Origin of the sequence: Paucibacter sp. B2R-40, assembly GCF_025717555.1 — a bacterium.
GTDB lineage: Bacteria > Pseudomonadota > Gammaproteobacteria > Burkholderiales > Burkholderiaceae_C > Paucibacter_A.
Genome location: NZ_JAJIRP010000009.1, coordinates 1 through 25,451, shown reverse-complemented (window position 1 = coordinate 25,451; position 25,451 = coordinate 1). Strand labels below are relative to the sequence as shown.

The 25,451-nt window shown below is 60.6% G+C and carries 20 protein-coding genes; 6 read left to right on the top strand and 14 right to left on the bottom strand.

Features of this window, described 5'->3' with window-relative positions:
* Nucleotides 1–62: 62 nt before the first annotated feature.
* The 4 genes from LNV09_RS17755 to LNV09_RS17740 form a co-directional block, all read right to left on the bottom strand.
* On the bottom strand, nucleotides 63–1,091 hold the full coding sequence (locus LNV09_RS17755) for an AI-2E family transporter (protein ID WP_263558405.1): 1,029 nt from the start codon (nucleotides 1,089–1,091) through the stop codon (nucleotides 63–65).
* A gap of 173 nt (nucleotides 1,092–1,264) precedes the next feature.
* The gene (locus LNV09_RS17750; protein WP_263558404.1) at nucleotides 1,265–1,663 is read right to left on the bottom strand and encodes a cupin domain-containing protein; all 399 of its coding nucleotides are present in this window, start codon (nucleotides 1,661–1,663) and stop codon (nucleotides 1,265–1,267) included.
* A gap of 142 nt (nucleotides 1,664–1,805) precedes the next feature.
* A complete protein-coding gene (locus tag LNV09_RS17745) occupies nucleotides 1,806–1,988 on the bottom strand; it encodes a CsbD family protein (protein ID WP_263558403.1) in 183 nt (60 codons plus the stop codon).
* A 57-nt stretch (nucleotides 1,989–2,045) separates the two neighbouring features.
* The gene (locus tag LNV09_RS17740; protein ID WP_263558402.1) at nucleotides 2,046–2,456 is read right to left on the bottom strand and encodes a PRC-barrel domain-containing protein; all 411 of its coding nucleotides are present in this window, start codon (nucleotides 2,454–2,456) and stop codon (nucleotides 2,046–2,048) included.
* A 249-nt stretch (nucleotides 2,457–2,705) separates the two neighbouring features.
* Between LNV09_RS17740 and LNV09_RS17735 the strand changes: the two genes are divergently transcribed.
* Nucleotides 2,706–3,284 (top strand): CorA family divalent cation transporter, encoded by a 579-nt coding sequence (locus LNV09_RS17735; protein WP_263558401.1) that lies wholly within the window; start codon nucleotides 2,706–2,708, stop codon nucleotides 3,282–3,284.
* Between the two features lie 146 nt (nucleotides 3,285–3,430).
* Here the strand turns inward: LNV09_RS17735 and LNV09_RS17730 are convergent, their stop codons facing one another.
* The 6 genes from LNV09_RS17730 to LNV09_RS17705 form a co-directional block, all read right to left on the bottom strand.
* Entirely contained in the window at nucleotides 3,431–3,649 is a 219-nt protein-coding gene (locus LNV09_RS17730) for a DUF1737 domain-containing protein (RefSeq protein ID WP_263558400.1), read from the bottom strand.
* A 790-nt stretch (nucleotides 3,650–4,439) separates the two neighbouring features.
* Entirely contained in the window at nucleotides 4,440–5,948 is a 1,509-nt protein-coding gene (gene gtfA, locus LNV09_RS17725) for a sucrose phosphorylase (protein WP_263558399.1), read from the bottom strand.
* 5 nt (nucleotides 5,949–5,953) lie between these two features.
* Nucleotides 5,954–7,279 (bottom strand): MFS transporter, encoded by a 1,326-nt coding sequence (locus LNV09_RS17720; protein WP_263558398.1) that lies wholly within the window; start codon nucleotides 7,277–7,279, stop codon nucleotides 5,954–5,956.
* A complete protein-coding gene (locus LNV09_RS17715) occupies nucleotides 7,276–8,259 on the bottom strand; it encodes a PfkB family carbohydrate kinase (RefSeq protein ID WP_263558397.1) in 984 nt (327 codons plus the stop codon). The genes LNV09_RS17720 and LNV09_RS17715 overlap by 4 nt, the downstream gene beginning before the upstream one ends.
* Before the next feature lie 8 nt (nucleotides 8,260–8,267).
* The gene (locus tag LNV09_RS17710; protein WP_263558396.1) at nucleotides 8,268–10,550 is read right to left on the bottom strand and encodes a TonB-dependent receptor; all 2,283 of its coding nucleotides are present in this window, start codon (nucleotides 10,548–10,550) and stop codon (nucleotides 8,268–8,270) included.
* 288 nt (nucleotides 10,551–10,838) lie between these two features.
* Nucleotides 10,839–11,882 (bottom strand): LacI family DNA-binding transcriptional regulator, encoded by a 1,044-nt coding sequence (locus LNV09_RS17705; protein WP_263558395.1) that lies wholly within the window; start codon nucleotides 11,880–11,882, stop codon nucleotides 10,839–10,841.
* A 703-nt stretch (nucleotides 11,883–12,585) separates the two neighbouring features.
* Here LNV09_RS17705 and LNV09_RS17700 point away from each other — a divergent pair.
* On the top strand, nucleotides 12,586–13,545 hold the full coding sequence (locus tag LNV09_RS17700) for a PEP-CTERM sorting domain-containing protein (protein ID WP_263558394.1): 960 nt from the start codon (nucleotides 12,586–12,588) through the stop codon (nucleotides 13,543–13,545).
* Nucleotides 13,546–13,757: 212 nt separating this feature from the next.
* On the opposite strand, the gene LNV09_RS17695 is transcribed toward LNV09_RS17700, so the two are convergent.
* Complete coding sequence (locus LNV09_RS17695; RefSeq protein ID WP_263558393.1) at nucleotides 13,758–14,684, bottom strand: PEP-CTERM sorting domain-containing protein; 927 nt, start codon at nucleotides 14,682–14,684, stop codon at nucleotides 13,758–13,760.
* 350 nt (nucleotides 14,685–15,034) lie between these two features.
* Here LNV09_RS17695 and LNV09_RS17685 point away from each other — a divergent pair, with 350 nt between their 5' ends.
* Entirely contained in the window at nucleotides 15,035–16,081 is a 1,047-nt protein-coding gene (locus LNV09_RS17685) for a methyl-accepting chemotaxis protein (protein WP_318023305.1), read from the top strand.
* A gap of 357 nt (nucleotides 16,082–16,438) precedes the next feature.
* On the opposite strand, the gene LNV09_RS17680 is transcribed toward LNV09_RS17685, so the two are convergent.
* Nucleotides 16,439–18,193: a sensor histidine kinase gene (locus LNV09_RS17680; RefSeq protein WP_263558392.1), complete on the bottom strand. Its 1,755-nt coding sequence runs from the start codon at nucleotides 18,191–18,193 to the stop codon at nucleotides 16,439–16,441.
* A 704-nt stretch (nucleotides 18,194–18,897) separates the two neighbouring features.
* Here LNV09_RS17680 and LNV09_RS17675 point away from each other — a divergent pair.
* From LNV09_RS17675 to LNV09_RS17665, 3 genes are all read left to right on the top strand, one after another.
* Entirely contained in the window at nucleotides 18,898–21,456 is a 2,559-nt protein-coding gene (locus LNV09_RS17675) for a GGDEF domain-containing protein (protein ID WP_263558391.1), read from the top strand.
* Nucleotides 21,457–21,732: 276 nt separating this feature from the next.
* Nucleotides 21,733–21,921, top strand: coding sequence for a PEP-CTERM sorting domain-containing protein (locus tag LNV09_RS17670; RefSeq protein ID WP_263558390.1), 189 nt, complete (start codon nucleotides 21,733–21,735; stop codon nucleotides 21,919–21,921).
* A 261-nt stretch (nucleotides 21,922–22,182) separates the two neighbouring features.
* Nucleotides 22,183–23,703: a BCCT family transporter gene (locus tag LNV09_RS17665; protein WP_263558389.1), complete on the top strand. Its 1,521-nt coding sequence runs from the start codon at nucleotides 22,183–22,185 to the stop codon at nucleotides 23,701–23,703.
* A 288-nt stretch (nucleotides 23,704–23,991) separates the two neighbouring features.
* Here LNV09_RS17665 and LNV09_RS17660 read toward each other — a convergent pair whose 3' ends face one another.
* Nucleotides 23,992–24,624 (bottom strand): GntR family transcriptional regulator, encoded by a 633-nt coding sequence (locus LNV09_RS17660; RefSeq protein WP_263558388.1) that lies wholly within the window; start codon nucleotides 24,622–24,624, stop codon nucleotides 23,992–23,994.
* A 77-nt stretch (nucleotides 24,625–24,701) separates the two neighbouring features.
* Nucleotides 24,702–25,181 (bottom strand): OsmC family protein, encoded by a 480-nt coding sequence (locus tag LNV09_RS17655; protein ID WP_263558387.1) that lies wholly within the window; start codon nucleotides 25,179–25,181, stop codon nucleotides 24,702–24,704.
* Between the last annotated feature and the right edge of the window lie 270 nt (nucleotides 25,182–25,451).

Sequence of the window (25,451 nt, the reverse complement as noted above, 5' to 3'; positions counted from 1 at the left end):
CCATGAGCGGGGAGTTTCACCGATGACCAGCAGGTCGGTCGATCGTGGGGCGTGGGGCGCGACTACTGGAGGCGCGGAGCTGCCGTGATCGAGAGGTGCCAAACGGCGATGAACATCGCAGCGACCGTCGGACCGATGATGAAGCCGTTGATGCCGAATACCGCCATGCCGCCGAGCGTGGTGATCATCACCACGTAGTCCGGCATCCCGGCGTCCTTGCCGACTAGCATTGGACGCAGCAGGTTGTCGGCCAGACCGATCACGAAGATGCCATAGGCGACCAGCGCCAAGGCTTGCCAAACCCCGCCGGTGATGAAGAAGTAGGCCGCCACCGGCAACCACACAAGCGCCGCACCGATCATCGGCAACAGTGACAAGAAGGCCATCACGACCGCCCAGAGCAGCGCCCCCTTGATGCCCAGGAACCAGAAGGCGATGCCCCCCAGCATGCCCTGAATGCCTGCGATGAGCAGGCTGCCCTTCACCGTGGCGCGCACGACAGCCATGAACTTGGTGATCAACTCCGGCTTGAACTGCGGCGGAACCGGCAGCGCCAATTCGGCGGTGCGCGCCAATTCGCCCTCGTCCCGAATCAAGAAGAAAGCCAGGTACAAGGTGACGCCCAGGCTGGCAATAAAGCCAAACGTGTCGATCCCGATGCCAAAGGCCTGGGTGGCGACAAATTGGCTGCCCTGTGCCAGCGCGGATGTCAGCTGCGCTTGCAGATGGTCGAAATCCGCGACGCCCGCGCTTTTCAGCAGCGCAGCAAGCCAAGCAGGCAGCGCATCGAACAGGCCACGCAAGTAGCGCGCGGGATTCCATTCGCCCGAATTGATCAGTTGGTAGACGGCTGAGGCTTCGCGTGCCAGCGATGCGGTCACCAGTGCGAAAGGCAGCACGCCGACCACCAGGACCAGCAGCATCACCAGTCCGGCCGCGAGATTGCGGCGCTGCCTCAGCTTTGTCAGCAGGGGCCGGTAGATGGGCGTAAACAATACCGCAATGATGAGCGCCCACAGGATCGCGCCATAGAAGGGCAGCAGGATCCAGCACAGCGCCAGCGCGCATATGGCCAGCAGCAGAGGCGGCATCAAGGGCTATCGACACAGGCGAAGCAGTGGGCCGCTATCGAGTCCCTGGCACTTGACGCGGCGGTGCAAGCGCTGCCGATTGAAGCAAACCCACCACAGGCACTGCGCGATGTGGCGGGAGGCTTAGAAGGCGCCTTACAAGCCATCGAAGTTCGTATCGCTCATGTGGGTTCTCAGAACTCTTCCGACGTCTTGCCGTCGAAGTGTTCGGTATCGGCCTCGGCGGCCGCCCGCGTGTGATGGACCACGCCGTCGCGATGGTTAGGCGGCGAGTAAATCGTGTACAGCTTCAGCGGCTCGGTGCCGGTGTTGATGATGTTGTGCCTGGCGCCCGCCGGAACGATCACGGCATACCCGGGCTTGATCGGGGTCTTGACGCCGTCGAGCACCACCTCGCCGTGCCCCTGCTCGACCCGAAAGAATTGGTCGAGCTTGTGGACCTCCGCGCCGATGTCTTCCTGAGGATTCAGGGACATGACGACGAGTTGGCAGTTCTTCGCGGTGTAGAGGACCTTGCGGAAGTCGTCGTTGCCGATGGCAACAGACTCAATGTCTTGAACGTAACCCTTCATACTTGCTCCAGCAATTGACGCGGACCCATGCCCTTGTCCATATGTCGTGTGGGGGAACCGACGCCGCACGCCTGGCCGCCGGCATCAAGCCGGAGGGGCACGGCACCAAGACCCGAATCCCTCTCCGTAGTGCCGGTGGCGCCTACTTCTTGCTGGCGTCCTTGACGGCTTCCTTGATGTCGCCGACAGCCTTCTGAGCGTGACCGTCCACTTGTTTCTTGATGCCTTTGAGCTGCTGTTCGTGGCTGCCGATCACCTTGCCGGTGGTTTCCTGCATGTGGCCAGCGGCGTCCTTGAGGGTGCCTTTGACTTGATCTTTGTTCATGGTTTGACCTTGAGTTGAAGTGGGGAAATCAGCGGGACCGATGCGTGACGCAAGGGCTCATTCCGCCGCGTAAGGCGTACCGTAGAACTTGTGCACGCCGCTGGCCCATGTCCGGTCCGACATTGATGGCCAGTGATCCTTGTTGAAGCCTGGCGCGTCTTTCAGGGCGTCCTTCAAGACGTCGAGCGTGAAACGCTTGTTCGTTGTATCCAATACGAGTGCCGACCAGGGCACCGCGAAGAGCTTGTCGCCCATGCCGAGCAAGCCACCGAACGACAAAACCGCATAGGCGACCTTGCCGGAGGCCATGTCGATCATGAATTCCTTGATGTCACCCAGATCCTCGCCGTCCTTGTTGTAGACATCGTTGCCCAGCAGCGTGTCGGCACCCATCAGCGCAGGACCTGGGCCAGAGTCGCTGTTGGCGTACATGCCGAAGTTGTCACGCGTGACGTAGTTGGTTTCCATGTTCGTTCCTTGTGTGAGGGAGTCAGCAAGGTAGGCGCCAACCGGCTCGCGGTCTGTGCGAGAGCGAACACTGCTCCTTAAGTCGCCTCAGCAAAGGATGACGTGCGCCACCCTGACGTGCGGCATCGGGAGAGCTCATCCCTAACCGCTAGCAGGCTGCACAGTTCGGCATCGCACCGACAGCATCGGGTCCTCGTGCGCCAATTGCCGAGGCGGGCGGGCGGCGCACGAGGTGAAGGGGGCAAGGCAATGACATTTCTCGTTGACAGCGTGGTGTACCGAGATGGCAAGCGGATCGGCGACATACCCATCGCCGACATCGGCGAAGCCATCAAACAGCCTGCCACCTTCGTGTGGCTCGGACTGCATGAGCCCGATGACGCCGTGCTGCGAGAGATTCAGCAGGCCTTCGGTCTGCATGAATTGGCCATTGAGGACGCTCACCACGCCCACCAGCGGCCCAAGATCGAGGCGTACAGCAACTCGTTGTTCATCGTGCTGAAGACGGCACAACTGCACGCGGGCCATGTGGACTACGGAGAAACGCACCTCTTTGTCGGAACCCATTTTTTGGTATCGGTGCGCCACGGCGCGTCATCGAGCTTCGCGCAGGTGCTGCAGCGCTGCGAAGACAGCACGAAGGACCTGCCCAAGGGTCCGGGCTTCGCCCTCTACGCGATCCTGGACTTCGTGGCCGACAACTACCAACCGGTCGTCGCCCAGTTCGAGCAGGACTTCGATGCGATCGAGACCGATATCTTTCAGGATCACACCATCGCCAGCAAACCGCCATTGGTTAGAACGTTTAGAGAACCAAACGTCAGCTAGGCGCGCTTCTTGTTCTAAGCTGGCCTGACGCATGCAAGCGCATTTCAGGGTCTCTGGCTGCGTGGTAACTCAGAGCCCGGAGCGGCCAGCTCAGGGCAGACCTGCAACATGCCAGTCTACGTATATTTCGTAGCGCGGGCTGCGAATCAGCGCGTAGAGTCTGACTGCAACCGGTCGGTCTCCGGACAAGGCCAGACGATTGCTTGAGCAACGACGACGTGTTCACTGTTGTAGGTGGCGGAAGGCGACCCGTACAGCCGGTAACCCAGCGCGAGCGCTTCGCTCACCCGTCGGCAAAACGCAGCGTCGTCTTTGCCAGTCAGAAGGCGATAGATGGGTAGGTCATCAGGCGGACGATTGATCATAGAGTTTGCCTTTCAGTAGCTTGGTACTTGCGCGCGACGATGACGAAGACTACCTCACCCACTCCAGTCAGCAACCAGCGGACATCTCGCCCATCCGTCCGTTGGGATAACTGAACTGAACGTCAGCTATGCGGCGCTTGTTCGAACTGTCCGCCTGGTGCAGGCTGGGGCATTTCGAGAGCACTGACTGCGCGGCAACTCTGTGCCCACGCCGGGCATTCAGTAACGCTGGATGGCCAGCGTGAAAGACCTGTGGATCAAAGCACAGGGGTACGCCGCCTGAAGGCTTCGTCGAGCGCGCCGACTTGTTGAACCGCCCACTGCGGACCCGCATGGTGGGTGGTGTTGGGGCTGTGGGTTAGATACCCCTGGCTACCCGATTCGCCGTCGTTGCTCTATGAACGCTCATCATCAAGAACCTTCGAGACGCCCACGAGGTATGCCATCGAGTTCCTACGAACGAGATTGCGACGTTGCGTGTAGTAGTCAACGACCGCTGGCACTGCAGGCGCACCCTCGGAGAGCATGTCAACCATCACCGGTTAATGGAGTGATGCGACTACATCCAGTCGGTCGAAGCCGAGGCCAACCACCACCAGCAATTCGCCAGTCAGGTAATACCGGGCTGACTCACACCAACTAAACCCAACGAAAATGGTGGCGGTTCAGTATCAACGTCCCGCCGAGTCGAACCGTCTTTCTAACGAGCACCGCGACATCCTCGTCGCCAGCAGGTTCAGCATCGCCGTCAACATAGAAAACCGTCCTCGCTGGGTTTTTCAACGCCCTGTCAGTAGACCCAGCGCAGACACTGCCAGCCATCGCTTGCTGCGGCATCGCTGAAGCGCAGTTCGTGAGCAAGCGTGGCGAAGTCAACGCTGAGTTGCGCCTCATGCCCGCCGTCTTGCAGACGCCATCGCAGCTGCAGCACGCTGGGCGCGCTGTCCAGCCGCTCGAAGCTGCCATTGAAGGCCGGGTGGGTGCTACGGAGTCGGATCAACTTCAGCAACTCGGCCACGACCGGGCGCTGAAGCTCAGCCGCGATCTCGGCCTCGTCGTAGTAGTGCCGGTTGATGTCGCGGCCAACGCCGCTGCGCGCGAGCAACGTCATGTCGTTGTGGCCGGCCAGCAGGCCGACGTAATAGACCTGCGGCACGCCGGGCAAGAAGAACTGCACCGCTCGTGACAGCAGATAGCGCGTGTCGTCACGGCCGAGTGCCTCGTAAAAAGTGCAGTTGACCTGGTAGAGGTCGAGGTTGGAGGCCGCAGCACCGGTGGCCTGGCGACTGCTGCCGCCGCTGTTCGCGTGGATGCGTTCAACCAGCGCGTCGAGCTCGGCCGGCGGCACGAGGCCGGGCTGACCAACGCGGTCGGCCGAGTCGGCTCCGATGTCGATGATGCCGATGCCGTCGTGCGTATCAAGCACCGTCAGCGCATTGCTCGGCCGCTCGGCGATCCAGGCCTTCAACGGCGCGGCGGTGGCAAAGACGAACGCGTGCAGCACCAAGGGCGGCAGCGCGAAGTCATAAACCCAGTCGACCCGAGCGGCGATCTCGATCTGGCGCCGGTAGTAGGCATGGATCTCGACCAGCACCTCGATGCCCAGCGCCTTGGCACGGGCGGCGAACTCGTCGATGAACTCGAAGGTCTCGGCCATCATGAAGCAGCTGCTGCCGGCCTTCTTGATCGCGTAGCCCACCGCGTCTAGCCGCACCATCGCGATGCCTTGCGCTGCGAAGGTCTGCAGGATGCTGTCCAGATAGGCGCGCCCCTGGGGATGGTCGATGGCGATGTCGATCTGGGTCGGGGTGAAGGTGGTCCAGAGGATCTTCTTCTGGCCGTTCTTCAGAGTCACCGGCTGCAGCGGCAGGCCCGGCCGCGGGCGGTAGACGGTCATCAGATCACGTTCAGACGCCCCTTGCGGGAACACCGCATCGAGTGTCAGGAACAAGCCGGCATAGGGCGAATCATCGCCACGCGCGGAGTAGTCGAGGAACTGCGGCGAGGCGCTGGACATGTGGTTGACGATCACGTCACCCATGACCTCCACGGTTTCGGACAGCGCCTTCACGTCGGCCCAGTCGCCCAGGCGCGGATCGACTTGCGTGTGGTCGATCGGGTCAAAGCCGGCGTCGGCTCCGTCGATTGCGTGGAAGAAAGGCAGCAAGTGCACGCCGCCGAACAGGCCCGCGAGCGCGCCGCCGGGTGCGAGCAAGGCACGCAGGCGCTGCAGGTCTTGGCCATCGAGCCGGCCGCCGAGGCGGTCGACATAGGTAATCAGTTGAACTTGGTTTTTCATGGGGCTTAGGCGGTGGGTACGGCGGAGGCGGCCGGCCGGGTCTGCACGCGCAGCACGGCCAGCGCGGCGCAGACGAGCAAGGCGCCGGCCAGGCGGATGACGTTGTCGGGGTGGCCGTCGAGCAGGCGGTGGTAGATCAGCGGCAGCGTCACCATCTGGATCAGCATCGGGATCACGATGAACATATTGAAGATGCCCATATAGACGCCCGCGCGCTCCGGCGGGATGCTGCCGGCCAGCAGCACATAGGGGTTGCCCATGATGCTGGCCCAGGCCATACCGACACCAAGCATCGGCAGCAACAGCAGCCAACGGTTCTGGATCTCGGGGATCGCCCACATGCCGGCGCCCGCCAGACACAAGCACAGCGCGTGCACATACTTGGCGCCGAAGCGGCGCGTGAACGGCACCATCGCAAAGGCCGACAAAAAGGCGACGAAGTTGTAGAAACCGCCGATCTGGCCGTTCAGCAGGCCGGCATCGCGGAAACCTTCGGACGTGGCGTCGCTGGTGTGGAAGACCGTGCTGGCCAGCGAGGGCACGATGTAGATCCAGTAGCACATCATCGCGTACCACTGGAACAGCTTCATCCACCAGAGCTGACGCATCGTCGTCGGCATATCGCGCAAGGCATCCCAGATTTCGGTGAGCGTGGCGCGCAGGCCGCGCGGCTGGGCCTGGATATGCTGCAGCTCGGCCGCGGTCAGCGGCAGCTCCGGCACCTGGCGCACCGACCACCAGACGGTGGTGATCGAGAAGAAAGCACCGATCAGGAAGGCCGTTACGGTGATCTGCGGAATCTGGTTGCCGGCCAGCGCGTCCTTGTTCATACCGAACCAGACCAGCAAGCTCGGCGCCAGGTAGGCTAAGGTCTGCGCCAGGCCGGTGAAGGCGGCTTGCGTCAGGAAGCCGAGCGAGTGCTGGCTGCTGTCGAGCCGATCGGACACATAGGCCCGGTACGGCTCCATCGTCACATTGTTGGCCGCGTCAAGTATCCACAGCAGGCCGGCGGCGAACCACAGCGTGGGGCTGAATGGCATCAGCAGCAGCCCCAGGCTGCACAGGATCGCGCCGATCAGAAAGTACGGCGTGCGCCGCCCCCAGCGCGAGACCGTGCGGTCACTCATCGCGCCGATCAGCGGCTGCACCAGCAGGCCCGTCATCGGTCCGGCCAGCCATAGCAGCGGCAAGCTGGCCTCGTCCGCGCCGAGGTATTGATAAATCGGGCTCATATTGCTCTGCTGCAGACCGAAGCTGAATTGGATGCCGAAGAAACCGACATTCATGCTGACGATCTGCCAGAACGTGAGTCTGGGCTTGAGAGTGCTCATCGCGTTGATTCCTTCAGCAACAGCGCCCGCCACGGCGCAAAGAAGGCATCATCGTCCGGCAGCGGCCCGCGCTCGCCGCACAGCGCCGCGGCATAGCGGTTGGCCAGAGCCAGCGCCTGCGCCAGCTCCAAACCAGCCAGACAGGCGCTGAGCAGCATGGCCGAGAAAGCGTCGCCGGCGCCGACCGTGTCGACCATTGGAGAAACGACAAGGCCAGCCGCTTGCGCCAGCACCCTGCCCTGCGCGTCAAACGCCACGTAGCCTGCGGCGCCGCGCGTGAGGATCAGGCGCTGCAAGCTGAAGCATTGCATCAAGCGCTGCACCGGCGCTGCGAGTGCGGATGCATCGCCCAGCATGTCGGCCTGCGCATCATCCGCCGTGCCGAACCAAGCGAACAGCTGCGCCAGCTCATGTTCATTGACCTTGAGCCAATCGCTCAGCGCCAGAGACTCAGCGGCCAGCAGCGCCTCAGAGCTGCCGTCGCGCAAGTTCAGGTCCAGATAACGCGTGCTGCCGAGCTCGCCGGCTTGCTGCGCCAACGCACGAATGCTGGCGCGCGACACCGCACCGCGCTGGGCCAGGCTGCCGAAGTAGAAGAAGGCCGGCGGTGCCGCAGCCAGCAAGGCCTGCGCGGGCGCCAGTTCGATGAAGTCCCAGGCCGATGGCGCATGGATTTCGAAGTGATGGCCGCCACCCTCCTCCAGCACCGCCACCCGACCCGTAGCATGGACCGGCTCGTGCTGGATGCCCGCCAGGCTCAGATTGAAGCGCCGGCTGCTGGCGAGCAGTGCCGCCCCGCCCTCATCCGCCGGGTGCAGCCGGGTGACCAAGCACACCGGCAGACCGGGCCTCAGCGCCGCCAGCGAACGCGCGACATTGAAGGGCGCGCCGCCGGCCACACGCCGCTCGCGGAACTCGTCGACAAGCGCCTCGCCGACAAGCAAGACCGAGGGCACCAAGGCTTGGGGAGCGACGTTCATCATCACGCTCAGAAGCTGTACTTCAAGGTCGCCCGCACGGTGCGGCCGTTGAAGGCGCGTGCCGCATGACCGTCGCCTTCGATCTCGGTGTAAGCCAAGGTATTGAACAGGTTATTGGCCGACACGGACAGCATCGCCTGCGGGCTCAGCTGGTAGTTCACGAAGGCGTTGACGAGGGTGTAGCCCTTCATGCGGATGGTGTTGTCGTCGTCGCCGTAAGACTTGCCCGAACCGACCAAGGCGGCGCCCAGCTCCAGATCACCCCAGGCGTAGCTGGGTGCGATCTGATAGATGAAGTCGGCCTGACGGCGCGGCTTCTTGCCGACGATGGCCGCGTTGTTGGACGACCTGATCTCGGCGTCGGTGAAGGTGGCACCCCCGCTGAGGCGGAAGTCGCCGATGGCGTAGGCCGCTTCGAGCTCGATACCGCTGGCCTCGTACTTGGTGGCGCTGAACTTCTGCGTCGTCACCTCGTAATTGCTTTCATTGGTGCGGGCATTGAACAGCGTCGCGAAAACGCTCAGGCCCTTGGCGCGCCACTTCACGCCGGCTTCGACCTGGTCGATCTCGTTGGTACTGATAGGCACCGAACCGTCAAGCGGATTGCCGTAGAGCAGGCGGTCGGCGCTGAAGGCCACGCCGTTGCTGGCGCGGGCAAAAGCGGCCAGATTGGGGTTGAACGCGTAGTTGGCGCCCAGCGAATAGGAGGTGTGCTTGACGTCGTAGTTGACCGTCTTCTGGCTGGCGGTATCCCAGGTCTGCGCGGTGTTGTCGCCGTTGAGCGTGTAGCCGCGGGCCTTTTGCTGGTCCCGACGCAGGCTGCCGTCGACGATCAACGCGCCGAATTCAACCGTGCTGGCAACATAAGGCGAGGTCTCGGTGTACTGCACGTCCCAGGTGCGGGTGCAGCAGCCGCCAAAGGTGGTCCAGCCCAGGCCGGCCGGGGCCGAAGTCGGATTGCCGGCGGCATCGACGACCTTGGCGTTCTCGCCGTCCAGCGTCAGGTTGTAGCGATTCCAGAACCAGGTCTGGGCGACGTTTTGCACGCCGTAGAAGAGGCCGCCGACCAGCGTCGTCTTGACGCCGCCGCTGGTTTTGATCACCTTGCTCAGCTTGATGTCGTTGAAGGTGTTGTCGAAGTTGTCCAGCGAGGTATTGAAGAGCACCCCGGTGAATGACTTGGCGCTGCCGTTGTTGCCGTTATCACCTGGGAACAAGGCGATGAAGCGGCCTGAATTGCTGCTGCGGCGGAACTTCTCGTCGATGCTGTATTCGTTGCCCAGGTCGACGCCAGCCTCGAAGCCGACTGCCTGGCTCTTCACGTGAAGGCCATCGCGTGTAGACGAGGTTGTGGTGCCGCCGTCCTTGTTGAAGCTGGTGTCCTTGGCCAAGCTTGGCGTCAGGAAGAAGGCAGTGCGCGGGTCAATGCCGGGGATGGTGTGGATATTGCCGTTGCTGACGGTGACCGGCACCGGCAGCAGCGAAGGCGTCTTGTCGTCCAGCAGCTTCAGACTCAGGCGCACATAGCCCTTGTCGAACTTTTGCGTCAGGTTGGCCTTGATCTGACCGCCGTTCTCGACGTTCTGCCCGGTCGGCCGCCCCCCTTCGCCGATGCGCTGAAAGCCGCCGATATGAAAGCTCGTGCCGTTGCCGAGGCTCGCACCATAGTTGGCATCGAGACGGAACAGCTCGTTGCCGAGGCCGGCGGTCAGGCCGATGCTGCCGCCCTTTTCTGCGCCGGTCTTGCTGATGAAGTTGACGATGCCGCCGGGCGAGTTCGAAGCCAGGGTAGAGGCCGAACCGCCGCGTATGACTTCGAGCCGGTCGGTGCTGTAGTCCACGCGCAGAAACTGGTCGGCGGTGCCGAAGGCGATGTCACCGAACATCAGCAAGGGCAAGCCGTCTTCCTGCATCTGCACATAGCGCGAGCCGCCAGCCGACAGCGGCACGCCGCGCACGGTCACATTGGCATTGCCCTCACCGCCGGTCGACTCTGAGCGCAAGCCCGGCACCGAGCGAAGCAGCTCGGTCGCACTGGTGGCACCTGTCTTGGCGATCTGCTCGCTGTCGACCGTGCTGACCGAGACGCTTTGCTTCATCTTCGAGCTGCGCGTCGAGGTGCCGGTCATGACAACCAGGTCGAGCTTCAGACCATCCTTCTCTGCAGCAGGAGATGGCGGTGATGTATCCCTGGTGGTGGATTGAGCTTGAGCGCTCAGCTGCAGCAGCGCGAGGCTGATGGCGGCGAGCGCGGTCGGGCAACGGCGAATGTGGGTCGTCAAGGCGGGCATCAGAGTCTCCTGGTGTTGCCGGCAGATCGGGAAACCGCTGCCTGGCTGTAGTTCGAGACCGTGCTGTCTGCAACATCTTGGGGCAAGCCGCACCAACACCGTCTCGTTGGCACCATTTTGGCTGTTATTGCAATCGATTGCAAACTAGGGAAAACGAGGAGGTGTATTGCAAAAAACTTAGATTTCATCGGAACTCTCGGCATGCTCACCGAGACGCTGAGGCAAGTTAGAGATCAGCGTTGCAATCGATCGTCAACTCAATCGCCAGATCAATCGCTGGATCAATTGTTAGGGCGCACTGGCGCGGACCACCAACTGCACGTCCAGCGTGCGCGGCAGCGCTTTTTCACCGCTCAGTTGCGCCATCAGCGAGGCGACCAACTCGGCGCCTGCCTCGGCCACCGGTTGGTGCACCGTCGTCAGCGGTGGGTCGCAGTAGGCAGCCAGCGGCATGTCGTCGAAGCCGACGACGGCAATGTCCTCGGGCACCCGCTGGCCGCTCGCGCGCAGCAACTGGATCGCCTGCAGAGCCAGCAGGTCGCTGCAAGCAAAGATCGCGTCGAAACCCGGCGCAGCAGGCAACCACCGAGCAATCGCCGCGCGTGCCGCCGCCGGTTCGAACGACAGGGCGAGCTCCAGCGCCGGATCAGCTTGCAATCCGGCTTGGCGCAAGGCCTGGCTATAGCCCTCACGACGCAGCCAGACCTCGGGCAGTTGCGCATCGCCCAGAAACGCGATGCGCCGGCAGCCCCGGGCGAGCAGATGCGTCGTGGCCAGTTGACCGCCGGCGATGTTGTCCCCGCCAATGCTGCAGTACAGCTGCCGGGGCAGCGCGCCGCCCCACACGACCAGCGGCAGTTGGCGCGCTGCCAGCGCGTTCAGTTGGTCATGGTGGCGCCACTGGCCAATCATCAGCACACCGATCGCCTTGCCCGAGTCGTAGAACTGCGCGGCCAGATCCAAGTGCTCCGCATCGACCCGGGACAGCAGCATGTCGTAGCCCTGATCGGTCAGCGCGTCGGCGATGCTGCCAATCAGGGCAAGGAAGAAGGGATCGGAGATGTGCTGGCGCGATTCGGCCTCAAATGGCAAAACAACAGCTACCGTGCGATTTTTCTGCAGGCGCAAGTTCTGGGCGCTGAGGTTGATCGAATAGTTGAGCGAGCGCGCCAGCTCAGCCACACGTTCGCGTGTCTCAGCGTTGACGAGGCTGCTGCCGTTGAGTGCGCGTGAAACAGTCGACACCGAGACACCAGCAAGGCGCGCGATGTCGGCCATCTGAAGGCGCCGCTGCTCGGCAATTTGGGCAGTGGAATGGGTTGGGTCGGACATAGGAGCGTGATTGTGCAGCACACTTCAACCTTGCATTGCATGGCCTGTTGCTGGCTGCGCCATACAGTGTTTTCGGCGCCATTGGGCGTCATTTGGCCTCGGGCATCCCAACAGTTCAGGACTTGCTCGGCCATTCTGACCTGGCCACGAACATGAACTGCACCCACCTGTTGAACCTTGGTGGCGGCGCGACAAAAAGTCTTGTCGAGTCGATACACTTTGATCGAAAGGACTCGGACGTCCTGAAGGCTGACGCTTTGCAACGGCTGCTTACTGCTGAGGATCCGATTTCAAGAAGCTTAAGTGGGCGAGTGCACTGGGCACGGAGTTGCCGAGCAGCCGGTGCCCTCGAAATGTCCCGGCCTGCGCTAGGCCGAAAGTTCGAACAAGCGCCGCTTAGCTGACGTTTGGTTCTTCGACGATGAGTGAGGGCCCATGGCAGCTGCGAATCGCCCAGGAAGATTCAATTTCGGCAATCGACAGCATCGGCGCCGGCCAGCGCCCCCCTAGGTCGAAGCCTTGTACCGAGAAGGCGGTACAGCACCGGGTCGACGAAGCAGCGGCTCGTCGGCAAACTTAAGCTCGACTGCGAACGCGCCCGACTACGCCGACCCTCATTCCGTTCTCTTGGAGTGGCGACGGTCTTGGGAGCGGCCCGCCGTGATCCGCAGTACAAACTGCAAACCACCCTCAGGGAGTGTTGATGAATGCCAAACGATTCTGGATTGCCGCAGCGCTGATCGGTGCCGCCTGCAACGCTGCCCGCGCCGACTGGATTCCGGTCGACAAATCAGAGGTGTACGGCAGCTCGGGCGCCGGCGCGAGGACGTTCAGCTCCTATTACAGCGCGGTGACCGGAAGCGGAGGCGGCATTTATGACCCGCTCACGTCCGGCGGCACTGCAGTCGGCGGGATACAGGATCTGCGAAACGGTCAGATGCTTCGTACCGCCACGTCCACTGCTAGTGCCGACATGGCATCGGCCAGTCTGAGCATCAGCGCCAACGGGTCGCTCCCATTGTCTGATGGCAGCTGGGCCACTTCGGGTGCACTGTCGACCCTGCACGACACTCTGAGCTTCCATATCCCTTACGGCAACCTGCTGCCCAGTTCCATCCTATTGAAGATGGATGTGCATGCCGGCTGGCTCCATGACCCGAACGCCGGGCCCACGATCACAAACAAGACCCTGGGCCAGGCCAGCATCGGGGTCCGTAACGGCAGCGGCATAGGTGCGTTTGACAACATCTACATCGGCACGGACACCCGGCTCAGCAATGGCGGGACGGTCACATTGGTAGCCGACCTCAAACCCAGCTATCTGAAAACGTTGATCACCCAGTACCCGCAATTCACCACCATCACGCCAACAGGCTACGACATTTACTTCTCATTCGACATGCTTCTCAAGACGTACAAGTCAATGGACGCGGGCGACTCGCTCGACGCTTCGCACACTGCTAAGCTGGTGACCATCGACGTGCCAACGGGCGTCACTTGGACAAGCCGTTCCGGCCTGTTGTTGGCCAGCGCGGTACCCGAACCGTCCACTTGGGCCTTTTGGCTAGTGGGGCTGACTGGGATAGGCGCACTCGGCCGGAAAGGCCGGCAACGGCGACCGTCGGCCGACGAGCTTGTTGTCGTGGCGAAAGCTCCTGCGTGAATAGTTTTCCAACCGAACTCGCCGGAGAGCTGTAACCGCCTTCTGCATCTCGCTGGTCTCGACGTCAAAATCCTGAGTGCCCGAAATCCGCTTCCTCGATCCATGTCAAATCGTATGGAGCTAGTTTCATACGCGACCCAACGAAGGCCCGCTAAGGAACAACGGCGCCTTAGGCGCCGTTTCTTCTACCTCCACTTCGCCCAAGCCATCATTCAGTCGGCGCGGACTTGGCTGCGGCGCCAAGCAGCCAGACCCAGCAGACCGGCCAACAACATCAAGGCGCTTTCGGGCTCCGGCACCGCCGCGGCCAAGCCGAGGTATTGGTACTGGCTCGCCGAAGTGAAGCTACCGCCCTGCACGCTGATGCCGAAATACTCCGAATGCGAGGCATCACTCAGCAGGCTGCAATTGGCCATGTGGTAACACTCCGCGTTGTTGGAGGCGCTATAGCCCAAGCTGATGTCGACATTGGTAGGCAGCTCAAAGGTGTAGGTATGGGTGGCGGTGTAATGGCCGTCGCCCTCACCAAAGCGCACAACTTGGCGCACACCCGTCCAATAATTTCTCTGGTACTCAAACTGGCCGCCGGTTTCCCCGCCTTTGTACTCGCTGATATGCAGCGTCTGTTGCGTCTCGGGTGGGCAATACATTCCGTCGCTGCCGTAATCGATGCAGGTCGCAGCCGGGTCATAGTTTGGATTGGCTACCGAGTAGTTGAGCGACAGGCTGTTGCGCGAGCCGGCGCGGATGATGTGGTCGATCTGCTCGTAGGCGCTGAACTGCTGCGCGTCCATGCCGCTGATCACGGTGTCGTGCGACAGCGAAAAACTGACCTGCACCTTGTCGCCGGGCCCGGTGAAGCGCAGGGTGTCGCCAAGATTGAAACTCGCATAGGCGTTGGCGGTGTTGATCGGGGCCAGCCCGGGGCCGACCTCAGCGCTGACGATGGACTTGAACATACCGGTGCTCGGGTTGGCCCAGGCCTGCAGCGAGGCCTTGGCATTGCCGACTGAAATGGTCTGCAGGCCGCTATTGAAGCTGACCGGCAGGTCCGAGCTACTGAGGTATTTGAATTCTTGTGTGCTGCTGCTCTCAACGCCGAGGCTGAAGCTCAACGACGCATCGGCGTATGCAAGCATGGGAAAGCTAGCGAGGATCAGCGTGGCAGCGAAACGATTTCTCATGGTTTTTTTAGGAAAGTTAGCTTGAGTACGAATGCGAGGTCGGGTTTATACGGGGATTCGGCGCCGTCTACATCCCCCGCTTCGGGGGTGCCTAGCCTACAGCTGCGCAATTTGCCAGATTTCTTGCGCAAATGACCGCTGCACATTCGAGACTCGAAATCACCGCCGCAAAATCTGCTGCGGGTAAGTGACCGCTGTATGGCCGGCACAGTGAGTCCGGCCCAAAGCGGCCAGTGACTGCAGCCGCTGCATCGTTGATTTAGAGGTCGTCCAGCGCCTTGCAGCTACTGCCCACTGCCTGGCGCGTGAGACTGCCTCTGCTCGCTGTGGCACTGGTCACCGGGGTGGCGCTGTCTTTCTCTGCTGTGGGTGGGGTGGCCCTGGCTAGCATCGGCGCAGCGGTGGCTGCCAGCCTTTTGCTGGCCAACGGGTTTATCGAAGCCCAGCTGTCTTCACCGCTTGGCAAAATCCTCGGCGTGGCACAGCAAGTCGCCAGCGGTGAAGCGGGTCAAGACCTCAATCTCAATCGTTGTGACGAGATCGGATTGATCGCCCGCGCCATCAACCAGGCCGGGTTGAATTTGCAGTCACTGGTGGCCGACGTGTTTGAGCAGGCAAGCGGTGTGGAAGTGGCCAGCCAAGAAATCACCAGCGCCACCAATGACCTGGCCAGTCGCACCGAGCAAACTGCATCCAGCCTGGAGCAGACTGCCGCCGCCATGGAACAGCAAACCGCTTCGGTGCGCCTCAATTCAGACACTTCCCAGCAGGCCGCAAAGTTGACCCACGCTGCCACGGAAGTGGCAGCCAAGGGCGGCGCGGCCATGGCCGAGGTGGAATCCACCATGACATTGATTGCCAACTCCAGCCGCAAGATTGCCGACATCATCAGCGTGATTGACGGCATTGCTTTTCAGACCAATATTCTGGCCTTGAATGCGGCGGTGGAGGCGGCGCGCGCCGGTGAGCAGGGGCGTGGTTTTGCCGTGGTCGCCAGTGAAGTGCGCAGCTTGGCAGGGCGCTCTGCCGCCGCAGCCAAGGAGATCAAGGCGCTGATTGACGAGTCGGTCAAGAATGTGGAGAACGGCTCGCGCCTGGTGACAGACGCCGGGCGCACGATGGGCGATGTTGTGGGGCAGGTGAGGTGCGTGAATGATCTGGTGGCAGAAATTACCCAAGCCTCCAAGGAGCAGTCGCTGGGCATTTCGCAGGTTGGGCTGGCGGTCGCGCAGCTCGACGAGATGACACAGCAAAACGCCGCCATGGTGGAGCAAAGCAGTGCCTCTGCCATCAGCATGGGCGTGCAGGCGCAGCGCTTGGTGGCTGCGGTCAAGGTGTTTTCGGCCTTGTAGGAGCCTATTGCTCCCATGCCACCAATGAAGTTGCCGGCGCGCTATTGCCTGCACCTGATCGGGGCCAATGGTCAGACCTCCCTAAGAAACCATTTCACGCAGCTACTCGTTGAGCTTGTAGCCTCTGACTTGAAGCGGAGCGTGGCCAACGTCTACTCAGGGCACTGAGTTGCCAAGCAGTTAGGGTCCTCGAAATGCCCCGGCCTGCACAAGGCCGACAGTTCGAACATGTGCCGCATAGCTGACGTTTGGTTCGCCGACCGTTATGGTCAGCGGCGGTTTACTGGCGATGTTGTGGCCTCACGTTCCCGGCCAAACGTAGACCCCATAAAGTCGAAAGAATCCGGGATTCGGTAGTTATGGCATCACCAATGCCTTGGGCTCCATGGCGGTGAACACGATGCTGAATTGAGTTCCGCCGCCGGCTGGCGAACCAATTGTTAGCGTGCCGCCGAGCTGTTGACCAAGATCACCGGCCAATTGCAGGCCAAGCGAGGCGGCCCGCTTCTCATCAAGGTTGGAGGGGAATCCCACCCCGGTGTCGGATACACGCAGACACCATCGGTTATCAGACAGTAGCTCTGCGTCCGTGAATGGCTGCAGCTCCACGCCAATTTCCCCAGATGATCCTTCGGGGAACCCATGTTTCAGACAATTGGAGATCAACTCGTTGAGCAGCAATCCAGCTGAGCCAGCTTGATCCATTCCTACTGTCACCGAACCCATGTTGAGCTTTAGCTGCACCAACCCATTGTGCTCAGATAGGGCTCTGAATGAATGCTTGGCCAGTTGTCCAAGATAGGCGCCCAAGTCCACCGATGCAAAGGTGCCAGAGCGGTACAAGGATTCGTGCAGCTGTGCCATAGCGAAGATACGATTTTTCATGTCATCGATCACGGCTTCTGTAGTAGCTGACTTGCTGCGACGGGCTTCTAGACTCAGCAAGCTTGAGATAACTTGCAGGTTGTTCTTGACCCGGTGGTGGACTTCTTTAAGCAGCGATTCTTTGTCCTTGACCAAGCCTTGCAAGGCAAGCTCCAAATTCTTGCGTCCCGTCAGATCGGTAGAAATTCCGGCGACGCCAAAGATGCGGCCACCGGGATCGCGAAGCGGATGTTTTTGGGAGATGTAGAAGTGCGTACCGTCCGGCTCTTCGTTCGTCTCCTCCACCTCATAGGAGTGCTCTTTGGCGACGACCAACTGGTCGTTGCGGAAGTGCTCAGCGGCAACCTCGGCCGGCATGATTCCTGAAAGGGCGTCAGCCCTTGTCCTACCCAAGAGTTCTAAACGACACCGCCCAAACCGATTCTCAAATGCCCGGTTGACGATCAGGAAACGCCCTTCCAGGTCTGTGGCGTAGATGAGGGAAAGTGACTCATCAATTATTGAAGTCATCAGGGCGCGATTCACCTCCAGCTCATCTGCCAGCTGCCCGGCATGCTTCTTCGCTTCTGCGGCATCAATTGCCACCTTGAGCGACAACCCCTCTATTCGTTGATTGGCTTCCTTGGCCTCTAGGGCTCGCTCTGAGGCGGCCTTGGCGATCGCCGCCTGCTTGCGCTCGGTGATATCGCTGAGTGCGACAAGAAATGTGATTTGAGCGGCTTCGTCCTCTTCGACTTTGATCGCCAAATTAACCCAGATTTGCGCCCCGTCAACCCTCACCATCCGCAGCTCGCAGCATTGCGGCCGACGCTCACGCATTAGCTTTCGGCTCGTCAGGTAGTAAATATCCTGATCTTCACGGAAGATGAACCTTGAAAGTGGAACATCGACCATCGCGTCCCTGGCCATGCCAAGGAGCGTGCCCGAAGTCAAGTTCGCCTGCAATATGGAGCCAGCCTCGCTCAGGGTGCAGTACCCGACTGGAGCTAGATCGTAGAGACCGATATACCGCTGGTTGGAAACGAACAGTTGGACCTGAGTCCGGCGCAATTCCTCATTTTGTAACTCCAACTCGATCTGGTGTACCCCCAACTCTTGCAGTGCCTGCATTGCCAGTTCAGGTGATGAGGCCTGGAGGTCATGCAGAGACCGGGCGGCCGTCTCCTCATAGATGAGCTCAGCGCGCTCCCGCAGCGGCCCTTTGGAGGCTAATGGGTCGATAAGCATGGAAGCTTTCGATTGTTCATCTGCGGGACATGAGTTTTCATAGACCTCCACAAGATCGCCAAACTGTCGCCAAGACTCGCGCGTAGTGTAGAGCTCAGTTGGGGCCTCACCCTGCCGCCGCCGCCAGTGCGAATCCGAATGACAAGAACTGGCCGGGACCGGGAGGCCACATCATCGCCCGTAAGCCGACGTTGACTAAAACGGTCGGCGAACCGAAAGTCAGCTTTGCGGCATCTGTTCAAACTGTCGGCCTGGGGCAGGCCCGGACATTTCGAGGGCACAGACCGCGTGGCAATTCAGTGCCCAAAGCCGAAGTTCAACTCCAGGGTTGACGGTCGCCACTAAAGCAGCGGCTGCAGTCAATCGTGGTGGAGAGCCGGACACCCGGTGCCGGCCAAAAGCCGTCACTAACCCGCCCTAGTGTTGGCTAGGCCAACGTCCTGTCTCGGGTGAGCTACGGCCATCCAGGCCGGCAGCTCACCCTGCCCATGTAAAACGCGGCCAAATGTCTGCTGCTCGAATCTTCGAATAGGCGGAACTGAGTCATGCCGGCATGCAATCCCAACAGCCAATTGCCCCGAATTCGATGTCCAAATCCTTCGGCTGCTGCCGCTAAGATGAGTCACATCCTTCCGAGGCGAGGTCATGCATCCAATAGTTTGCCCCTTGGTTATAGACAAGCTTTTGCTGCGAAAGTTGAAGGCATGAGCACCGCCCTTGAGCTCTTCGCGACCGATGAGGCTGTGGCGCAGCTGGAGGCGGAACTGTTGTCGGCCACGGGACTGCAGCGCGTGGACGCACTGGTGGCTGTGGCATGGCAAATGCGCCAACGAGACACCAAGCGTGCGTTGGCGCTAAGCGATGAAGCTGAGGCTGGTTTAGCCTCGGCCAGTTGTATTGCTCTGACTGACGGCAAGCGGCGCGCAATACAAGCGCGGCTGATGTTGATTCGCGGCGAGGCGAAGTGGTTGTTCGACGAGTTGGATGCAGGTGTTGTTTTGGCTGAGAACGCCTTGCAGGAGTTCACCGCCTGCGCTGATGCCATCGGGTGCGCCGATGCACATGGCTTGCGAGCCTATATTGCGCAGAGCCAAGGCAACACTGCATGCCGGGATGCCGAATGGGAGGCGATGATCGCTTCCGCCAATGACGGTGATCCGGTGCGACGCACCTTTGCTCAGGCGGTGCTCGCAACCGACGCTGCGTTCCGCGATGGTGCCGCTGCCAGGAAAAAGTGGGGCGGCCACCTTGCTGCGCAACGCGCCACCATGCACCCGGCAGCAGCTTCCCAAACAGAATTCTTTTTTGGGGCTCCTGGCGGGCATGACGGCGAATATGTCGAGGCCATCCGGCACTACGGGCTATGCCACACGCTGGCACTTGGAAGCGGACAAATTCGGCGCGCTATCGTTGCCGCAACCAACGCTGGTGGCAAATTCAGTAACCTCAATGACCATCAAGCCGCGCTTGAATGGATGCAGCGCGGACTGGAACTGGCGCGGCGCAGTGCTTGGCCCAGCATCATCGGGATGGCACTGATGCAAACCGCCGAGACCTTGCGTCTATTGCGGCGCTATGAAGTCGCCCAGGAGTTGCTACGTGAGGCGATCGCGCTAATGGCGAATGCAACCACTTCCCAGCACTATGCAGTTGCGCTGTCCATTCTGGGCAAAGTGGAGATGGACCTCCAGCACTACAGCGACGCGCTGTCCACCTTTCAGTTGTTGGAGCAGCGCGCCCAGGCCTTGGGTGCCGAAGAATTGCTGACTCTTGCCCTGCGCGGCCAGGCCCGTGCCCTTTTGCAGCTCAAGCAGCCACAAAAGGCTTTGGAGCAAGCCAATGCCGCTCTGGCGGCGGCCAAGTTGAATCCCGGCTGGAAGATTGGCGCCCTTCAAGTCTTGGCCGATATTCACACAAGCCATGAATTGCCGACTCCGATCGGTATGCACGCCGCCAATGCGCCGCTGTATTACCTGCACCAGGCACTCGATGCGGCTGCCAATGTAGAGAATTACACCGTGCCCAGCGAATTGTTGGAGACGATGGCGCGCGAATACGCCAAGGTCGGCAACCATGTCAAAGCCTATGAAATGGCGTTGCAAGCCATCCAGGCGCGCGAAAAAATTCACAGCACCGAGGCCAGTAACCGCGCCAGCGCCCTGCAGGTCAGTCACGAAATCGAAAAGGCCCGGGCTGAGGGTGAGCACCAGCGCCAACTCGCGCTGGCCCACGCGGAGCGGGCAAACACCTTGGAGCGAACCAATGCCACGCTGGAGAAACTGGGGGCGGTAGGCCGCGACATCACCGGAAATTTGAACACTGAGGTGATCTTCAGCGCACTGGACACGCATGTGCACACGCTGCTGGAGGCCTCGGCCTTCGTGATCTACCGGCTTGAGGATGATGGCCAGGCGCTGAAGATGGTGTTTGGTGTCGAGGACGGCCAAGCCCTGCCCCAGCACCTCACCCGACTTGATGACCCAATCAGCAAAGCCGCGCGCTGCGCGCGCGAGCGGCAGGAGGTAATTGCCGACATTGCGGGGGATCATGAAGTGTTGGTGCCCGGCACCCTGGCCACTTTGAGTTTGATGTTTGCACCCTTGTTGGTGGGCGAGCGCTTGCTGGGCGTCATGACCATCCAGTCAAGTAAAGCCAAGGCTTATGCCGAGCGTGAGGTCGCCATCTTCCGCTCCCTGTGCGCCTATGGGGCCATTGCCCTGGCCAATGCCGAAACACAGGCTCTGTTGATGGAACAGAACAAGCTCTTGGCGACACTTTCTGTTTCAGACAAGCTCACAGGCCTTTTCAATCGCTTGCGACTTGACCAAGCGCTCGCGGAGCAGGCGCGCCTCGGTGAACGCACGCAGGCGCCGACATCGATCATCTTGCTCGATGTCGACCATTTCAAAGCAGTGAACGATACCCATGGGCATCAGGTGGGTGATCAAGTCCTTGTGGGGATTGCGAATATTCTGAAAACGCAATCGCGCGATGTAGACCTCGTCGGTCGCTGGGGCGGGGAAGAGTTTTTGATAGTTTGTCGAAACACACCGCTTGAGGGTGCTTGCGTGCTCGCCGAAAAACTCCGCTGCGCTATTGCCGCCTTCGTTTTTCCGGTCGTTCTCAACAAGACAGCGAGTTTCGGAGTGTCTACCTTTAACGGCGCGAGTGACGTCGATGGGCTGATCGCCCGTGCAGATGCTGCGCTTTACAGGGCCAAGAAACTTGGGCGAAACAGGGTCGAAATCGAAATCGAAAACTGAAACTGGTCGGCAGCGGTGGGTCGAGCCACCGCCAGTAAGCCGCCGTTGAGCAAAACGGCCGGCGAACCGAACGCCAACTATGCGGCGCATGTTCGAACTGTCGGCCTTGTGCAGGCCGGGGCATTTCGAGGGCACTCACTGCCTATCAACTCAGTGCCCATACCGGGCATCCAGAATGCCGACCTCTAAATCAACAATGCAGTGGCTGTCGTCATTTGTGGCTGAGTGCCGTACTCACGGTGTCGGCCTCTTAGCATTCACTGACCCGCCCCGGCCATGGACCGAGTTACTGACGGCGGCTTGACCGTTGGTGGCTCCTGGACTTCAAACCAAGCCAACACCTGGGATAAGGCCAGCGACATCAATGTCCAAGCCCTCGGCAACGCTATTCCCGAGCCGGCCAGCTACGCGTTGACCGGTATTGCCATGCTGGCCCTGGGCGCGGCGCGCCGCCGCCGCGCCTGACCGAGAGGTCTTCGCGCCCAGGCCCCCCGGAGCCCGGGCGGCAGAAGGAATGTTGAAACGCCTGCATTCAAGCCCAACCCGCGTTCTGCGGTCGGGTTTTCCGCATTTCAAAGCTGTTCTATATTCAGCCGAACTCAAATGCAGTGGCAAGAACATTCATGTCTTCAAATTACATTGCAAGCTTGAGACCCCGGCCCGCTCCGGGCCCAAGAACGTCAGCCTGCCCGTGAAACACGCAAGCGCCCACCGCTAGAAACCGCCATGCAACGTTGGATCTCAATTTTCATCATCGGACTGGTTGTCGCCTGGGGCCTGCTCGCGCAGGCCGAGATGGGGGCTTTCTTTAACGGCGCCCTCAAACAGCTAACACGCAATTTCGGCTGGCTGTATTTGTGGGTGGTGCTGGGCCTGGTCTTGTGCTGCTTGACCCTGGCCTTCGGCCGCTACGGGCAGCTGCGGCTCGGTGGCGACGACGACAAGCCTGAATTTTCTCGCGCCGCCTGGTTCGCCATGTTGTTCTCCGCCGGCATGGGCATAGGCCTGGTGTTTTACGGAGTTGCCGAGCCGGTCTCGCACTTTCTGAAACCGCCGCCCGGCATTACGCCCGAGAGCGCCGAGGCCGCCAACGCCGCCATGCGTTACAGCTTTTTTCATTGGGGCCTGCACCCCTGGGCCGTCTACAGCGTGGTGGGTCTGGCCATCGGCTTCTTCCAATTCCGGCGCGGCCGGCCCGCGCTGATCAGTTCGGTCACCGATGAGCTGCCCTGGGCCTGGGCCAAGGCCCTGGGGCCGGTGATCAATGTGCTGGCTGTGGTGGCGACGGCTTTCGGCGTGGCCGCCTCACTGGGCGTTGGCGCCTTGCAAATCAATGCGGGCTTGGCCCGGCTCTTTGGCCTGCCGATTGGGCTCCATGTGCAGCTGATCATCATCGCGGTGACCACCGTTTTGTTCCTGGCCTCGGCACTGAGCGGCTTGGGCCGGGGCGTGAAGTGGCTATCCAGTGGGAACTTGGTGTTAGCAGCAGCACTGGCGCTGACGGTCTTCGTGCTTGGCCCCAGCGTCGCCATCATTGACGCCTTCACTAATAATCTGGGCGGCTATTTCAGCGAGTTTGTGCGCATGAGCTTGCGCATGACGCCCTTCCGCGACAGCAGCTGGGTCAGCGATTGGACGGTCTTCTACTGGGCTTGGTGGATATCTTGGTCGCCCTTTGTGGGCGTGTTCATCGCGCGAGTCTCGCGCGGCCGCAGCATCAAGGAATTCATCCTGGGCACCATGCTGGCGCCGACCTTGGCAGCCTGCCTGTGGTTCTCGGTCTTCGGCGGCACCGCCCTGCATCTGCAGATTTTCGAGGGAGTTCCGATCGGCGCAGCCGTGCAGGCCGACGTTTCCACCGCGCTGTTCAGCATGTTCGACGCCTTGCCGCTGGGCGGCTTGATGAGCTTGGCCGCGACCGTGCTGGTGGTGGTATTTTTCATCACCTCGGGGGACTCGGCCACCTTGGTCTTGAGCGTGATGAGCAGCGGCGGCAAGGACAAGCCGCATGCTGCCAGCAAGCTGATGTGGGGCTTGTTGGTGGCCGCCATCGCCGCCAGCCTCATCAGCGTGGGCGGCGTCAGCGCGCTGCAAACCGCCACCATCGTCTTCGCCCTGCCCTTCACCTTGGTGCTGGTGTTGCTGGCGATTGCGCTGTGGCGCGGCGTGCGCGCGGATTACGAGGCGCAAATGGAGAATGAGCGCCTGCTGCGGCGCAAGCTGGTGAAGCTGGCCAAGTCCGAGTGAGGTCGCTGCAGCACCTGACTCCTCACTCAAGGCTTCGTGCGCCCGCTTTTCGGCATTTGAAACACCGACTGCTGCTACCTGTTGGCGCCGGTCCGGAACTGAGCCACCGTGCCGACATTTGAGTGAACCGTCTTTGGTGACCTTCGGTTGACCAAACTTTCCGGGCGAACACGTATAAGGGATTGGAAATGGCTGGCTCTGGTTCATTTGAACGAACTTGACCCCATTTTCTTTACAACCCCGCAGCAGAGTCTCGTCTGACGCTCTAAGTTCTACTCATGTCGCCATCTAGGTCGCGTTTCGTATTTGACTTTGGACTGCGTCTTGCGTTTGGTTTAGGTGCTCAATAAGAGCTTCAATGCAGGCAGCGACGTTCTTACTGTGAGCTGCTGCTATCAGGTCGCGGTGCTCTTTGGCCCATTCCATTCTTCGCGACTGGGGAGTCAGCGTATGCAATCCAAAGCGTTCTACTTGAGCACGCAGCGTCGATGCAATAGCAAGTGCTCGCGGTCTTGCGGCCGGTTCGTAGAGTCTGGCGTGAAATTGCTTGTCGCCTTCAAGCCATCCGGAACGACTGTCTTCAGCTTCAAGTTCAAGCTGAATCGCCTCAACTCGCGCTAGGCTCTTTGCGTCGTGACGTGGGATAGCATGCGTCAGAAGGTAGGTCTCGACCTGTCGCCTGAGGTCGAATATCTCGGCCACGTCGTGCTCGTCCAGCTTGACAACGATAGCTCCTCTGTTTGGCTGCATGCTAACGAGCCCTTCAGCATCAAGCAGCAGTAAGGCTTCTCTAACAGGCATGCGACTGGCACCGTAGCGGTCGGCAAGTTCCTCCTGTCTCAAGGCTTCTCCTGGCGCCCAGGCACCTGCGTTTAGATCAACGCGAATGCGATTGGCAATATCGGACGCTGTAGTGGCCATGATTTAGACAACTCGCAACACATTGATGCTTGCCGCATGTCTAAAGCTTGCGCCGCGATCATGGGAGGTACGACTTATCATTTTTCAATCTCCTCGAACGAGGCCTCATAGGTCACTGGGAAATTCACAGAGCGAGCAATGAAGCAGTACTTGTGAACTTCATGGTGTAGTTCGGTAGCAAGCTTCAAATCACTCCCTTTTGAAACCACAATGCTGGGTCTCAAAGTCGCGCGCAAAAACCTACCTGCTCCATTCGACAACGTTTCGCCGACTCCAATCGGGTTGTCACAGTAACCGTGAATGACGATCCCCGCACTGCTCGCGAGATGCAGGTACCACAGCATGTGGCATGACGAAAGCGATGCCAGCAAGAGATCTTCTGGATTGTGTTTAGTCGGATCACCCCCGAGGAGTGGGTCGTTTGAGCAATGCACGATCACCTTGGAGTCCGTAGCAATGTCCCAAGTGCGATCGTAGCCACGGTAAGTGTGGGTTCCCTGACCCCTGTTGCCAGACCAACGAACGGTCGCCGTAAATTCATGTTCACCATTTTTCATTGGAAGTTCCTAGCAAATGAATGCCTCGATACATTGGATACATGTATCCTAAGTGAACGGCGAGAGTGCGTCAACCACATCCGCTGCCCATGTTGATAGGAGCGCCACCTGCACCTGCTAGGTGAGTAAGTTTGGCTCTGTCGTGATGGTCGGACAGACTCTGGACAAATATGGGCGCCAATTGGGCAGAGCTGCATCATCCACCCGTGGCATGTCGGATGTCGGGTATGGGCGGCGGATTCAACCGGTCAATGCAACACATTGGCTGAA